Source organism: Streptomyces sp. NPDC001868 (assembly GCF_040297125.1).
Lineage (GTDB): Bacteria > Actinomycetota > Actinomycetes > Streptomycetales > Streptomycetaceae > Streptomyces.
This window is the reverse complement of sequence record NZ_JBEOYO010000004.1, coordinates 23,605-37,016: the sequence shown is the minus strand read 5'-3', so window position 1 is coordinate 37,016 and position 13,412 is coordinate 23,605. Positions and strand designations below refer to the sequence as shown.

The window sequence follows — 13,412 nt, the reverse complement described above, 5'->3', positions numbered from 1 at the left end:
CGCCACCTCCATCGCAGCTCAGAAGCCGGGCCGCCGCCTCACCCGCCACGGGCGAGGCAGCCGACCGCGCAGCCGGTGACCACGGACCGGCAGAGCCGGGAACAGCATGAAAGACGGAAGAACAGCGTGAAAGACGGTAGAGACTCAGTGCTCGCAGAGGGAGAATTCTCGTTCGTAGAGCTGCTCGTTGTGTTCGTCGACGAAGAACTTGCGTTCCCGCATGAGTTGTTCGCGGTACTCCTTGGCCTGGTCAAGCGTCATGGTCGAGGTGTCGGACCATGGTTGTTGCGGTGGCACATCGGATGTCGAGACGATCTTTTCCGACGGGTCGACCAGGAAGAACGCGAGGATTTTGCGATATCCCGGGCGAGTGTGGTCCATGAGACGGAAGGGGCTGACACGGTGCTGCAAAATGTTCGGAAATGCCAGGCAGCGGCCCGCCGGGGTCGCTGCCGATCCCAGCATCTGGTTCAGCGCGTCTTCGTCCTCCAGGCCGTAGACCTCACGCAGACCGTTGTCGTCGTTCTGTTCGTAGTCCGGGTCGTCGAGTGCCGCCCGAAAGCTCAGCCGGCTCTCGGTGATGTTCTCGCTGTCCCAGTAGTAGATGGCGGTCGAGACGATCCGCTCGTTCAACATCCCCTCGACATGCCAGGAACCACCACCGTATTCGGGCTTGTCCGGGGTGAGATGAATGGTGGCGAGCTTGACGATGACCTGGAGACGGCGACCGCGCAGGTCGACTCGGGCGGATTCGTCGGGCAGCTCGGGCGAGTTGAACTCCGGGGCGTCCGGGACGGCCGGGCGGCGGTTCTCCCACCAGTCGTCCTGGGCTGTTTCCCATGCGCGGACGGCTTCCGCGTAGGCCCCGTCATCGCTGTAGGAGGACTTGTCCGGATACTCGGGCTTCGAGTCGTACCACCCGTAAGGATCGGCCTGGATCCGGAGGGGCCGTGGGTGGCGCAGATCGGTGAGCACGTTCTCCAGCAGCGGGCGCATGCGCGCGAACAAGTCCGGCAGGACGGAAGCCAGTTCGCGATGGGTCTCGGGGTGGACGTTGTTGACGTACGAACGGAAGGCGACATCGCCGTCGTCACTGACGTCGACGTCCGTGGGCAGCCACTGGAACTTCTCCGAGAACTCGTACCTCGAGTAGCGGTCCGTCGAATTCTTCCAAGCCTGCTCGGGCGCGCCGCTCACCTCTCTCACCAGGCAGAACAGTGAGGGGTGAACCAGATCCAGTACCTGACCGTCGGATCCGGGATGCCAGTCCCGTGCCGCTTCGGGGACCTGTTCCAATACCCGAACCGCCTCGCGCAGCCGGGATCCGAGTTGCTCGTCGACCAGGGTGTCCGACTGCCACACCCCGTCGACGGCGGACACCTCGACGCCGGTTCGTCCGTCCCGCAGCGCGGCGTAGTGCACGAGTTCGGCGAGCACGTAGCGAACCTGCGCTTCGGTGAGGCCCTGGGCGACCGCTTCTCGCGTCCACCTGGCGACGATGTCGGCATCGTTCATCTTGTCGAACCACCCCGGCTTCGCCCGGATGTGTGAGCTGCACCGCATCATCTGAAGTTCCCGCAGCGTCCGGGGTGTCGCGAACGCTATGGAACGGGAAGCGTGAAAGGGCAGCGGGAAAGCAGGCAGGCCGGTCAATTCTCTTGGTCCCCCCGGTCGGTGTGCGGTGGCGGGAAGGATACTCAAGCGGACTGACACCGCGAGCCCTGGCGCCTGTCGTCGCAGGACGAATGACGGTCGCTCAGTCGTCGTTTCCGGTGTTCTCGCCCGGCAGGAGCCTCTGGCGGGCCCAGAGGCTCAGCAGTGCCGTTCCGCCGACCAACAGCGGCACCGGGTCCCGGGCAGGCGGAGCCAGCACATATCCCAGCGCGGTGGCCGTGCAGACCGTCAGGGGGATGAAGGCCGCCGCACCCTCCATCCCCCATCGCAGCGCGGGCTGAGCGGTGTCCAGGGCGCTCGCCCCGCCGGGCACCCAAGGGCCGACAGCGACCACCAGAAGTCCCGCGGTGGCGCAGGCGTCGACCAGTTGACAGGACATCACCTCAGGGCCGTGCGGGCCGACCGTCCACAGTCGCAGGGTGTCGCCGATCAGCATGAGGGACAGCCCGGTGATCCCGACCCACAAGGTGGCTCTCCGCTCGCTCCGTACGAGACGGCGCAGCGCGAACAGAAAACTGAGGAACACGACTTCCGCGGCCCACAGGACACCGACCATCCCCGTCCCCAGCCGCCAGCCGACACCGGCTCCGCGCAGCAGCACCCATCCCGTCATGAACACGACCGCGGCTGTGACGACCCCGTCGAGCACGCGCCGCAGCAACACGTGTCGGCTTGTCCCCGCATCGGCCGCGACCACCAGACCGGCCATCCCCAGACCGACCGTCAGGGTCACTCCGGTGACCACCACCGAACTCAGCGACGAAGGTGTGTCCCGTCCCGAAGCCGGAGCCTGAGCCGACAGTAGGGTGACCGCTCCCCGGTACACACCTCCGGCCACCGCCGACCCTCCCAACAGCAGCAGACGCGTCCGCACCCGTCCGCTCGTTCCCCTCGCGCGGAGCATCAGGGAGGCCGCCAACCCGCAGCAACCGGCGGACGGCCCGAAAGCCACCATCCGCGTCGCGCCGCCACCGGCTGCCCACAGCCCGCCGAACGTCAGCGCCGTTCCCACGAGACAGGCCACACCGACCGCGACCCAGGTCCGTGCCCAGGTCCGACGGCGGTGGCCCGCCCGGAACCCGAGCACGTCCGGTGACTTCCCCAACCCCGACATCAGGTGCGCCTTTCCACCGGTCCCCCGCCCGCGGGGACTCCCCCGCTGTCCCCGGCCCCATGCAGAAACCGTAAGGACCCGGCACCGGCCGCGAACGGAACCATCGGTTCATTCACTCGTACTGCGTAAGGGAGGAGAGATCACCGCCCTCTCCGCCGCGCGCAACCGCCGTCTCGGCAGGGACTTCGCACCCGACACATCGGCGTGGCGGGTTCACAGCAGCCGCAGCTCCCGAGCCCGTCGTACCGCGTCGTTGCGGCGGTTGACCGCCAGTTTGCGGAAGACGCTCTTGAGGTGGGTCTTGACGGTGTTGACCGAGACGCACAGGTCGGCGGCGATCTCCTCGGTGGACATCATGCGGTCCAGCCGGCGCAGCACATCGCGTTCGCGGCCGCTCAGTTCCTCCACGACCGGTGGCCGGTCCTCGGGCCGGGGCGGACCGGTGTGCGACGGCGATCCCGGGGGTTCCGGGGTGAGCCAGCCGGTGGCGAGGCTTCTCAGCGGTGCGGTGTCGAGGAGGGGGCGGAGCCAGCCGCCGGCTTCGGCGAAGGGGCGGCGCAGCCGCTCGCGCCGGGCCTCGTGGAGTGCCTGGGCGACGAGTCTGCGGACGGCGGCCGGGTCTCCGACGGCGTGCGCGGCCTCGGCGCGGACCAGCAGGGCCCGTACGGTCACCGCGGGGCCGGTGCGGCTCTCGGGCGGCAGCCCGTCCAGCAGGTCGAGCGCGGCGCGGGGGGCGCCCGCGGCGAGCCGGGCCCGCGCCTCCGCCACGGCGCACACCGGCTGGTGGCCGGGTACGGCGTGCAGCAGTGCGGCGGCCTCCTCGGGCCGGCCCCGGGCGAGGTGGGCGGCGGAGGCGACGAGGGCCGTGTGTCCCTCGGCCCAGGGTGAGGCGACGTCGACGTCCACGGCCGGTTCCGCCGCCGCGAGGGCGGCCCGGGTGTCTCCGGTGGCCAGCAGCAGTCGGGCGGTGGCGAGGGACCGGCCGGCCTCCGTCACCGGGTCCCGCAGGGTGGGGTGGGTGTCCGCCGCCGCGTCGAGGTGGGCGCGGGCCAGCCGTAGTTCGTCCCGGTCGACGGCCACCGCCGCCAGGACCAGCCGTCCGATGCCGAAACCGGACGGCTGCGGCAGGCTGTACCGCTCGGACAGGGCCAGCGCCGCCGTGGCCTTGCGTTCCGCCCGGCCGAGCCGGCCGTGCAGATAGTCGATGAGGGCCAGCCGGCCGAGGGAGTCCTCGCGCGGCAGTGCCGTCGAGGCGTCCCCTGAGCCGTCGGCGACCAGGGACAGGGCGGCGTGTGCCTCCTCGAAGCGCCCGGCCCACAGCCGTGTCGACCCGAGATGGGCCAGGAGCAGGGCGGTGAGTTCGGGGTGCTTGTCGAGGAGGTCGGCGGGGACCTGTTCGCGCAGTCTCGCGGCGGTGCCGGCCGCCAGTTCCGCCCGTCCCGGTGAGCCGGTGAGCCGGGCCGCCAGCGCCTCCAGCAGAAGACAGCTGAGCCGGGCCGCCGCCCGGTCCGCCGTGTCCGCCCCCTCCGTCCGTTCCGGCTCCCCCACCAGGCTCCGTTCCGCGTGCCGCAGATGGGTCAGGCCCCGGTCGAGTTCGCTGTGGGAGAGCTCACGGGCCGCCCGTACGAGGTTCGCGGCGGGGCCCGTCGCCTCCGGGCCCATCCGGGAGAACAGCTCGGCGAGGTCGTCGGAGCGCAGGCCCGTGAAGAGCCGGCCGATGGCGAGGTCGTCGACGAGGGCGCCGGCGGTGAACTCCCAGTCACCCGCGGCGGCCCCGTGGCCGAGCGTCTCCGTGAGGGTTCCCGAGTGGCGCAGCCACTGGGCGGCACGCCGGTGGAGTACGGGTTCCAGGCCGGGGCGGCGCATCCGCAGATGGGCGCGGAGGATCTCGCCGAAGAGCGGGTGGAGGCGGTACCAGGCGTGGCCGAGGTCCTCGACGAACGCGTTCCCGCGGTGCAGCCCGGCCAGGATGCCCCCGGCGTCGGCGCGTTCCGTCAGCGCGTTCGCGAGCTCGGGGCAGAACCGCTCCAGGACGCTGACTCGCAGGAGGAGGTCCTGTGTCTCGGGGGTCTGCCGGTCGAGGACCTCGGCGAGCAGGAAGTCGGCGACGGCCGTGCGCTCGGCCTCGAACCGCTTCAGATAGGTCTCCGGGTCCGGGCTCTCCCGTGCGGCCAGCGCGCACAGCCGCAGCCCGGCCGCCCATCCCCGGGTGCGTTCCACGAGCGTCCGGGCGACCGGCACCGGGAGCCGCAGTCCGTGCCGTTCCAGCAGGACGGCGGCCTCCTCGGGGGTGAAGGCCAGCTCGGCGTTCCTGATCTCCGTCATGTCGCCGGCCGTCCGGTGGCGGTGCAGCGGCAGCAGCGGTTCGGTGCGGGTGACGAGGATCAGGTGCATGCCCGGCGCCGCGTGGTGCAGGACGAACTCCAGCTGGTCCGCTATCTCGGGGTCGGTCACCCGGTCGTACTCGTCGAGTGCCACGATCACGGGCCGCTCCCGGGCGCTCAGCTCGGCGGCGAGCCGTGTCAGCAGCGTGCGGTCCACATGGCCGGCGTCGGCCGGGCAGCCGATCTCCGGTGGCAGGGGCACGCCGGCGCCGCGCAGTGCCTGGAGGAAGTAGGCCCAGAACATGCCGGGGCCCTGGTCGCCGGCCTCGGTGGTGAGCCAGGCGACCGGCCGGTCGCGCCGCGCGGCCCAGTCGGCGACCAGCAGGGTCTTGCCGGCGCCGGCGGACCCGTTGACCACGGTCAACGGCGTCCTCAGGGCCTGGTCTAGGTGGTCGGTCAGCCGTTTACGCCGGAGGAACGTGGCGGGGCGGGCCGGTACGGCGAACCGGGTGCGCAGGAACGGGTCGCCCTGCGGATCGGCACAGGGGACGACGGGCCCCGAACCGCTTTCCTCGGACCCTGCCACGGCGCTCACCCCCACGGGTCGTCAGGAGTCGGGCAGCGCTCCTCGTTCAGCATCCCAGTGTTCCCGCGCGCCTGCGCGCCGCACGGCCGCCGGACGATTCTTACCGTAGCGATTACTCCAATTGGATCGAACGCTACGGTAGGCGACCTTGATGGTGCTCACCGCGGCCCTCCTTCCGTGTCCGGTGCGGCGAACCGGGCCCGCACCCGGTGTCGTTCGACACCGTATCGAGTGAGCGTACGGCGGTAGTGTGGGCCGTATGACCGCCGACGTTCCTCGGGGAACCACCGCCTCGCGCGCGACCGACCGTCCCGGTGACGGATCGCCGTTCGCTCTCGGTCTGCTGCTGCGCCGGGCGCACTGGCGTGCGGCCACGGTGATGACGGAGGCGCTGCGGCCCCTCGGTATCGAGCTGCGGCACTTCGCCGTACTGATCGAGCTGGTGAGCCACGGGCCCACGGTGCAGCGGGACCTGGCGACGGCGACGGGGTCGGACAAGGCCGGGATCATGCGGATCGTGGACGATCTGGAGCGCAAGGGTCTGGCCGTGCGCAGGCCCGTGCCGGGGGACCGGCGGGCGCGGGCGGTGGAGATCACCCCGCGGGGGCTGGAGCTGTTCGACGCGGCCCATGAGGCGGCGGAGCCGCTGGCCGAGCAGCTGGTCGCCGGACTGGCGCCCGGCGAGCCCGCACGGCTGACGGATCTGCTGACCCGGCTCGCCCATCCCACGGGCGACGACACCGTCTGACGCCCGGGGGCGGGACGTCACACGGCCCCGCCCCGTGGACCGTTGTCACACCGCGAGGCGCTCCACGAGCTCCCTCGCCTTGAGGGCCGCGTCCTCGAAGGCGCGCTTGCGGGAGTCCTCGTAGAGAGGGACCAGCTCGGCCATGGCCGGGTTGCGGGGGGCCAGGGTGAGTTCCGGGACGATGAAGTCGAGGTCCATGCCGAGGGTGCGGTGGAGGACGGCCTCCAGGTAGTTCCGTACGAACTCGAAGCCCTCGCGCGGGGTGCCCGGCGCGTAGGAGCCGCCGCGGCTGGCGACGACGGTGACCGGGATGCCCCGGGTGGAGGGGGTCTCGCCCGAGGTGCGGCCGGGCAGGATCACGTTGTCAAGCCAGGCCTTGAGGGTCGACGGGATCGAGAAGTTGTGCATGGGGGCGCCGATCAGGACCGCGTCCGCCCCCTCCAGTTCCTCGATGAGCCGTATCCGCGCGGCGAACGCGGCGGCCTGCTCCGGGGTGCGCTCGGACGGGGCGGCGAAACCGGCCGTCCAGCCGTCGGCGGTGATGTGCGGGACCGGGTCGGCGGCGAGGTCGCGGTAGATCACCGTGCCCTGCGGGTGCCGCTCCTCCCAGACCTGGCGGAAGGCGTCCGAGACCGAGCGGGACAGGGACGCCTCGCCGGGAAGCATGGACGAGTCGATGTGCAGCAACGTGGCCATGACCATCTCCAAAGTGCGATGCCCGAGGCGGGGAGCCGTGGGCAGAGACCGAACTCCCTCTAGTTAAACACGAGATGGTATCGAGTGATACCATTACAGTTGCAACGAAGACAGGGGCGTCGAACGAGAAGGAGGTAGGCGGTCTTGGACGTCTACGAGGCGGTCACGAGCCGACGGGCGGTGCGCGGATTCACCGACCGGCCCGTCCCGAGGGAGGCGCTGAAGCGGGTGCTGTCCACCGCGACCCGGGCGCCGTCCGCATCGAACCTCCAGCCCTGGCACGCCTACGCACTGACCGGCAGACCGCTGACCGACCTCAAGAAGCGCGCCGGTGAGCGCGTGGCCACGGGCGACGCCTGGGACGAGCCGGAGTACGAGATGTACCCGCCCGCGCTCAAGTCCCCGTACCGCGAACGCCGTTCCGCCTTCGGCGAGCAGCGCTACGGCGCGCTCGGCATTCCACGCGAGGACCTGGAGGCCCGCCAGCGGGCCGCGTCCGCGAACTGGGACTGCTTCGGCGCGCCCGCCGCCCTGTTCTGCTACATCGACCGCGACATGGGCCCGGCCCAGTGGTCCGACGTCGGTATGTATCTCCAGACCGTCATGCTGCTGCTGCGCGCCGAAGGGCTGCACAGTTGCGCGCAGATGGCGTGGGCGAAGTACCACCGGACCGTCGCGGAGATCCTGTCACCCCCGGAGGGGCTCGTCCTCTTCTGCGGCATGTCGATCGGCTTCGAGGACGGGACGGCGGACCGCACCCCGACGGGCCGTGCGCCGCTCGACGAGACGCTCACCTTCATCGACGGCTGAACCCCGTGAGATCCCGAAAGCGAGATCCCCGAAAGGGAGATCCCGACGGTGAATTCCCGGTGGTGAACTCGCGGCGGTGAACTGCCGGCGGTCGGCCTCGGCCCCGTCAGTGCGACTCGCGGCTCACCTCGGAGCCGCTGGAGCCGATGAGGAAGTCGAGGTCGGCGCCGGTGTCGGCCTGGAGGACATGGTCGACGTAGAGGCGTTCCCAGCCGCGCCGGGGAGCGGCGAACCCGTCGACCGTGGCCCGGTCCGGATGCCGGCGCGCGAGTTCGTCGGCGGGTACGTCGACGTCGATACGGCGGGCCTCGACATCGAGGGTGATCACGTCGCCGGTCCGCACGAGGGCGAGGGGGCCGCCGGCCGCGGCCTCCGGGGCCACATGCAGGACGACCGTGCCGTACGCCGTGCCGCTCATCCGGCCGTCGCAGACACGGACCATGTCACGGACGCCCTGTTCGAGGAGCTTCTTCGGCAGGGGCATGTTGGCGACCTCGGGCATGCCCGGGTAGCCCTTGGGTCCGCAGCCGCGCAGGACGAGAACGGAGTCGGCGTCGACGTCGAGGTCCGGGTCGTCGACACGGGCACGGAAGTCCTCGATGGAGTCGAAGACGACGGCCCGGCCCCGGTGGCGCAGCAGATGCGCGGAGGCGGCGGCCGGTTTGACGAGCGCGCCGTCGGGGGCGAGGTTGCCGCGCAGGACGGCGATGCCGCCCTCGGCGACCAGGGGTTCGGCACGTGGTCGGATGACCTCGGCGTCCCAGACCTCGGCGTCGTCGAGGTGGTCGACGAGCGGTTCGCCGGTGACGGTCAGCGCGTCCGGGTCGAGCAGGTCGCGGACCTCGCGCAGCACGGCGAGCAGCCCTCCGGCGCGGTGGAGGTCCTCCATGAGGAAGCGTCCGGCCGGCTGGAGGTCCACGAGGACGGGCACCCGGGAGCCGATGCGGTCGAAGTCGTCGAGGGTCAGGTCAACGCCCAACCGGCCCGCGACGGCCAGGAGATGGACGACCGCGTTGGTCGAACCGCCGATCGCGGCCAGCGCCACGATCGCGTTGTGGAAGGAGGCCCTGGTCAGGAAGGTGCCCGGCCGTCGGTCGGCGCCCACCATGTCCACCGCCAGCCGGCCGGAGCGGTGCGCGGCCTCCAGGAGGCGGCTGTCGGGGGCGGGGGTGCCCGCCACACCGGGGATCACCGTGCCCAGCGCCTCGGCGACCAGTGCCATGGTCGACGCGGTCCCCATCGTGTTGCAGTGCCCCCGGCTGCGGATCATCGCCGACTCGGAGCGGGTGAACTGCTCCTGGGAGAGCGTGCCCGCCCGCACCTCCTCCGACAGCTGCCACACCCCGGTGCCGCAGCCCAGCAGACCGCCCCGGAAGGTGCCGTTGAGCATCGGCCCGCCGGGGACCACGACCGCGGGGAGGTCCACCGAGGCGGCGGCCATCAGCAGCGAGGGGATCGTCTTGTCGCAGCCGCCGAGGAGGACGACCCCGTCGACGGGGTTGGCCCGCAGCATCTCCTCCGTCGCCATCGCGGCCATGTTCCGCCACAGCATCGCGGTGGGCCGTACGTTCGTCTCGCCCAGCGACACCACCGGCAGGTCCAGGGGGATGCCGCCCGCCTCGTAGACGCCGTTGCGCACCGAGGCCGCGACCTCGTCCAGATGGGCGTTGCAGGGGGTCAGGTCCGAGGCGGTGTTGGCGATGGCGATCTGCGGCCGGCCGGTGAACGCGTCGCCCGGCACGCCCCGCCGCATCCATGCCCGGTGGATATAGGCGTTGCGGTCCTGTCCCCCGTACCACTGCGCGCTGCGGAGCGTCACCCCGAGCCCCTTCCGGCCATCGGTACGGCGGTCTACAGTCTGGAACGCCATGCAGCATACGCAGCCGTACGAAGGATCGACAGACCTCGGCGAGGACGGCCCGACGGGCGCCGGGGGCAACCGGCTCGTGGGGTCGGACCGGGTGCTCGCGGTCCTCAAGGAGCTGGCCCGGTATCCCGACGGGGTGGGGCTGGAGGAGCTGACCCGGGTGGTCGGCAGCCCCAAGCCGACCGTGCACCGGGCACTCGCCGCCCTGCGCCGGGCCGGTCTCGCCGACCAGGACGCCCGGGGCCGTTACAGGCTGGGCGACGAGTTCCTGCGCATGGCCTTCGCCCATCACGAGGCACGGCCCGAGCACCTCCGCGTCCGGCCCGTGCTCGCGGCGCTGGCACACCGGTTCGGCGAGACCGCGCACTACGCGGTGCTCGACGGCCATGAGGTCGTCTACCGCGCCAAGGTCGACCCGGCCGGCGGCGCCGTCCGGCTGACGTCGACGATCGGCGGGCGCAACCCCGCCCACCGCACCGCCGTCGGAAAGGTGCTGCTCAGCGGGCGGTTGGGCACGCTGGAGGAGGTCGAGGCGTGGATCGGCGGCTCGCCCCCGGAAGGTCGTACGGCACGGATGCCGCCGCGCACGGCCGCCGCTCTGCACCGCGAGCTGGAGGCCACCCGTGCACGGGGCTACGGCCTCGACGACCAGGAGACCGAGACGGGGGTCAACTGCCTCGCCCTGCCCGTGTTCCTCACCTCTCCGACGGCCCCCTCCGGAGCCGTGAGCGTCAGCGCGCTGGCGTACCGGACGCCTCTGGCGACGCTGGTCGACGCGCTCGACGAGATCCGCGCGCTCCTCGGCCGTCTCGGTGAGCCGCACCGGTGACACCACGAGGCGAAGTGTCCCGACCGTCCCCCGTTGAAAGGCCTGTGAAGTCCATGCGCGCGTTCGTCCTCACCGCCCCCGGTACGTACGAGGTCCAGGAGGTCCCGGCGCCGGTGGCCGGGCCCGGCGAGGTCGTCGTCGACGTGGAGCGGGCCGGGGTGTGCGGCACCGACATGGAGTTCTTCACCGGCACGATGGCCTACCTCCACGAGGGGCACGCCGCGTACCCGATGCGGCTCGGCCACGAGTGGGCCGGGCGGGTGTCGGTGGTCGGCGACGGGGTCGACCCCGGCTGGGTCGGCCGGCGCGTCATGGGCGACACGATGCTCGGCTGCGGCGTGTGCCGCCGCTGTCTGAGGGGCGGCCGTCATGTGTGCGAGCGTCGCCAGGAGGTCGGCATACGCGGGGGCCGGGCCGGTGCGCTGGCCGAGCGGCTCGCCGTACCGGCCTCCTCGCTGCACGCGTTGCCCGATTCCGTGGACGCCGTGCTCGGGGCGCTCGTGGAGCCGGGCGGCAACGCCCTGCGCGCCGCGGAGGCCGCCGCGACGCGGCCGGGGGACCGTGCGCTGGTCCTCGGCCCGGGGGCGATCGGACTGCTGGTCGCGCTGTTCCTCCGGGCCGCCGGTACGGAGGTCCACCTGATGGGCCGGGACGCCGATTCCCTCGCCTTCGCCCGAAGCCTCGGTTTCGCGCACGCCTGGACGGAGGACTCGCTCCCCGGCCTCCCCTTCGACGCCGTCGTGGACGCCACGAACGCGGCCCATCTGCCGGGCAGCGCCCTGGAGTTGGTGGAGCCGGGCGGCCGGGTGGTCTACATCGGGCTGGCCGCCGAGCCCAGCCGGATCGACACCCGCGCGCTCGTCCTCAAGGACGTCACCGCCGTCGGTATCCTCTCCGCCTCCCCGGGCCTCGACGCCACCATCCACGCGTACGCCACCGGAGCCGTGGATCCCCGGCCCCTGGTCGCCGCCACGGTCACCCTCGACGAGGTCGGCCCGGTACTCGCCGGCACCCGCCCGGCCGGAGCGGGCGCCGGCCCGAAGATCCACGTCACCCCTGGCCGGGGCGGCGCGGGCTGAGGTCGGCAGCAGCCCGGTGGGGCTTCTCGCGCAGTTCCCCGCGCCCCTGAGAAGCCGGGGCTGCGCCCCACGCTTTTCAGGCCCGCAGCCCCGTCGCTTTCAGGCCCCGGGGCCGTGGTCTTTTCAGGCCCCCGGGGCCTGAAGCTTTTAGGGGCGCGGGGAACTGCGCGCCGGCCCCCACCTACCCGCACCCGACACGCCACCTCCGTCACCGGTGATCAACAAACACCGCGCACAACCCAGGACACGGCGCCCTCCCACCCGGCTCGCGGAGCGCCACGGCGGGGCGGTTCCCGCGCGTGACCGGGACCGGCTTACCGTACGGGGAGATCACGATCTGCCCGGGAGTTCGTATGGCCGCCAGCCGCCGGAAGAGACCCGCCGAGGCCGATGACGCCTTCGAGGCCATCGAGCCGCCCCGCAACGCCGAACTGGTCCTCGGCGTACTGGCGGTGACGGCGCTGGTGGAGGCGCTCGGGGTGCTGTCCGGGTCCGAGGTGTGGCTGCTCGGGCTGCTGGTGTTCCTGCCGGGCACGGCCTCGGCGCTGTGCACGGTCCGGCAGACGGCGTTCGTGGCGGCGTGGACCACGTTCGTCGTCACCGCCACGGCGGTCGTGCGCGATGTCGACGCGGGCCGGTGGCTCGACCGGCTGCTGCTGGTACTGCTCACCCTCACCCTGGGTGTGGCCTCGGTGTACGCCTGTCACCGGCGGATCGGGCGCGAGCACGAGATGTTCCGGCTGCGTTCCACGGCCGCGGCCATGCAGCGGCACATCCTGCACCCCCTCCCCCTGCTCACCGACGACGTCCTGGTCAACGGGGTCTACGAGCCCCTCCAGGAGGACCGGCTCGTCGGCGGCGACATCTACGACGTGGTCGCCTCGGCCTGGGGGACCCGGGTGCTGATCGGCGACGTCCAGGGCAAGGGACTGGCCGCCGTGGGCGCCGCGTTCGCCGTCATCGGGGCCTTCCGTGAGGCGGCCCACCGCGAGCCCACGCTGACCGCGCTCGCCGACGCCCTGGACGCAGCCGTCGTCCGCCACAACTCCTACGCCGAGAACACCGGCGACGACGAGCGCTTCGTCACCGCCCTCGTGATCGGTGTCGACGCGCTGACCGAGGAGGCGCAGGCCGTCAACTGCGGGCACATCCCGCCGCATGTGCTGCACGAGGGGACGGTCACGACGGCCGAGCTGGACTCCGGTGTCCCCCTCGGTCTCGCCGAGCTGGCGGTCGAACCCACGACCGTGGGCTGGTTCCCGTTCCCGGACGGCGCGACGCTGCTGCTGAGCACCGACGGCCTCACCGAGACCCGCGCCGCCGACGGCACGTTCTACCCGGTCGACGAACGCCTCGCCAAGCACCTCGAACTCTCCCCCACCGAACTGCCCCGGGCCCTGTACGAGGACGCCCGCGCGTACGCGGGCGGCGGCGGCCGCCACGACGACGTCGCCGTGCTGACGGTCCGCCGCTCACCGCGTCACTGAACCAGTAGCGAAGAATCAGTACCGACGAACCAGTACCGAAAAGGGTTTCCGTGGTAGGGGACGGGCGCGAGGGGGCGCCTGGGTGTCCTGAAGCGATCGTCCCGTGAAAACGCCTCTCTCCCGGCTCTCTTGACACTTCAACAGCCCGCTCCTACGTTGCGAAAACCTTTCAGGTCCGTTTCCGCACTCCCCGGTTCA

At 71.8% G+C, this 13,412-nt stretch carries 10 protein-coding genes; 5 read left to right on the top strand and 5 right to left on the bottom strand.

The window, feature by feature from the left end; translation table 11 throughout:
* Positions 1-144: 144 nt before the first annotated feature.
* The 3 genes from ABT147_RS06645 to ABT147_RS06635 all read right to left on the bottom strand — a co-directional run bounded on the left by ABT147_RS06645 (position 145) and on the right by ABT147_RS06635 (position 5,707).
* The gene (locus ABT147_RS06645) at positions 145-1,653 is read right to left on the bottom strand and encodes a DUF4246 domain-containing protein (protein WP_351403068.1); all 1,509 of its coding nucleotides are present in this window, start codon (positions 1,651-1,653) and stop codon (positions 145-147) included.
* Positions 1,654-1,756: 103 nt separating this feature from the next.
* Positions 1,757-2,407 (bottom strand): hypothetical protein, encoded by a 651-nt coding sequence (locus ABT147_RS06640; RefSeq protein WP_351403067.1) that lies wholly within the window; start codon positions 2,405-2,407, stop codon positions 1,757-1,759.
* 594 nt (positions 2,408-3,001) lie between these two features.
* Positions 3,002-5,707 (bottom strand): winged helix-turn-helix domain-containing protein, encoded by a 2,706-nt coding sequence (locus ABT147_RS06635; RefSeq protein ID WP_351403066.1) that lies wholly within the window; start codon positions 5,705-5,707, stop codon positions 3,002-3,004.
* A gap of 250 nt (positions 5,708-5,957) precedes the next feature.
* On the opposite strand from ABT147_RS06635, the gene ABT147_RS06630 reads away from it, so the two are divergent.
* The gene (locus ABT147_RS06630) at positions 5,958-6,446 is read left to right on the top strand and encodes a MarR family winged helix-turn-helix transcriptional regulator (RefSeq protein ID WP_351403065.1); all 489 of its coding nucleotides are present in this window, start codon (positions 5,958-5,960) and stop codon (positions 6,444-6,446) included.
* A 45-nt stretch (positions 6,447-6,491) separates the two neighbouring features.
* On the opposite strand, the gene ABT147_RS06625 is transcribed toward ABT147_RS06630, so the two are convergent.
* Positions 6,492-7,142 (bottom strand): FMN-dependent NADH-azoreductase, encoded by a 651-nt coding sequence (locus tag ABT147_RS06625; protein ID WP_351403064.1) that lies wholly within the window; start codon positions 7,140-7,142, stop codon positions 6,492-6,494.
* Between the two features lie 144 nt (positions 7,143-7,286).
* On the opposite strand from ABT147_RS06625, the gene ABT147_RS06620 reads away from it, so the two are divergent.
* On the top strand, positions 7,287-7,952 hold the full coding sequence (locus ABT147_RS06620) for a nitroreductase (RefSeq protein WP_351403062.1): 666 nt from the start codon (positions 7,287-7,289) through the stop codon (positions 7,950-7,952).
* A 106-nt stretch (positions 7,953-8,058) separates the two neighbouring features.
* On the opposite strand, the gene ABT147_RS06615 is transcribed toward ABT147_RS06620, so the two are convergent.
* Positions 8,059-9,771 carry an IlvD/Edd family dehydratase gene (locus tag ABT147_RS06615; protein ID WP_351403061.1) on the bottom strand — a complete coding sequence of 571 codons (1,713 nt, stop codon included), beginning with the start codon at positions 9,769-9,771 and terminating at the stop codon, positions 8,059-8,061.
* Between the two features lie 49 nt (positions 9,772-9,820).
* On the opposite strand from ABT147_RS06615, the gene ABT147_RS06610 reads away from it, so the two are divergent.
* The 3 genes from ABT147_RS06610 to ABT147_RS06600 all read left to right on the top strand — a co-directional run bounded on the left by ABT147_RS06610 (position 9,821) and on the right by ABT147_RS06600 (position 13,214).
* A complete protein-coding gene (locus ABT147_RS06610; RefSeq protein ID WP_351403060.1) occupies positions 9,821-10,648 on the top strand; it encodes an IclR family transcriptional regulator in 828 nt (275 codons plus the stop codon).
* Between the two features lie 53 nt (positions 10,649-10,701).
* Positions 10,702-11,727 carry a zinc-dependent alcohol dehydrogenase gene (locus ABT147_RS06605; protein WP_351403059.1) on the top strand — a complete coding sequence of 342 codons (1,026 nt, stop codon included), beginning with the start codon at positions 10,702-10,704 and terminating at the stop codon, positions 11,725-11,727.
* Positions 11,728-12,080: 353 nt separating this feature from the next.
* The gene (locus ABT147_RS06600; protein WP_351403057.1) at positions 12,081-13,214 is read left to right on the top strand and encodes a PP2C family protein-serine/threonine phosphatase; all 1,134 of its coding nucleotides are present in this window, start codon (positions 12,081-12,083) and stop codon (positions 13,212-13,214) included.
* Positions 13,215-13,412 lie beyond the last annotated feature (198 nt).

Excerpts from the sequence above, each read along its gene's own strand:
- ABT147_RS06630 (WP_351403065.1), top strand. The coding sequence starts at position 5,958 with ATGACCGCCGACGTTCCTCGGGGAACCACCGCCTCGCGCGCGACCGAC.
- ABT147_RS06625 (WP_351403064.1), bottom strand. The coding sequence starts at position 7,142 with ATGGCCACGTTGCTGCACATCGACTCGTCCATGCTTCCCGGCGAGGCG.
- ABT147_RS06610 (WP_351403060.1), top strand. The coding sequence starts at position 9,821 with ATGCAGCATACGCAGCCGTACGAAGGATCGACAGACCTCGGCGAGGAC.
- ABT147_RS06605 (WP_351403059.1), top strand. The coding sequence starts at position 10,702 with ATGCGCGCGTTCGTCCTCACCGCCCCCGGTACGTACGAGGTCCAGGAG.
- ABT147_RS06600 (WP_351403057.1), top strand. The coding sequence starts at position 12,081 with ATGGCCGCCAGCCGCCGGAAGAGACCCGCCGAGGCCGATGACGCCTTC.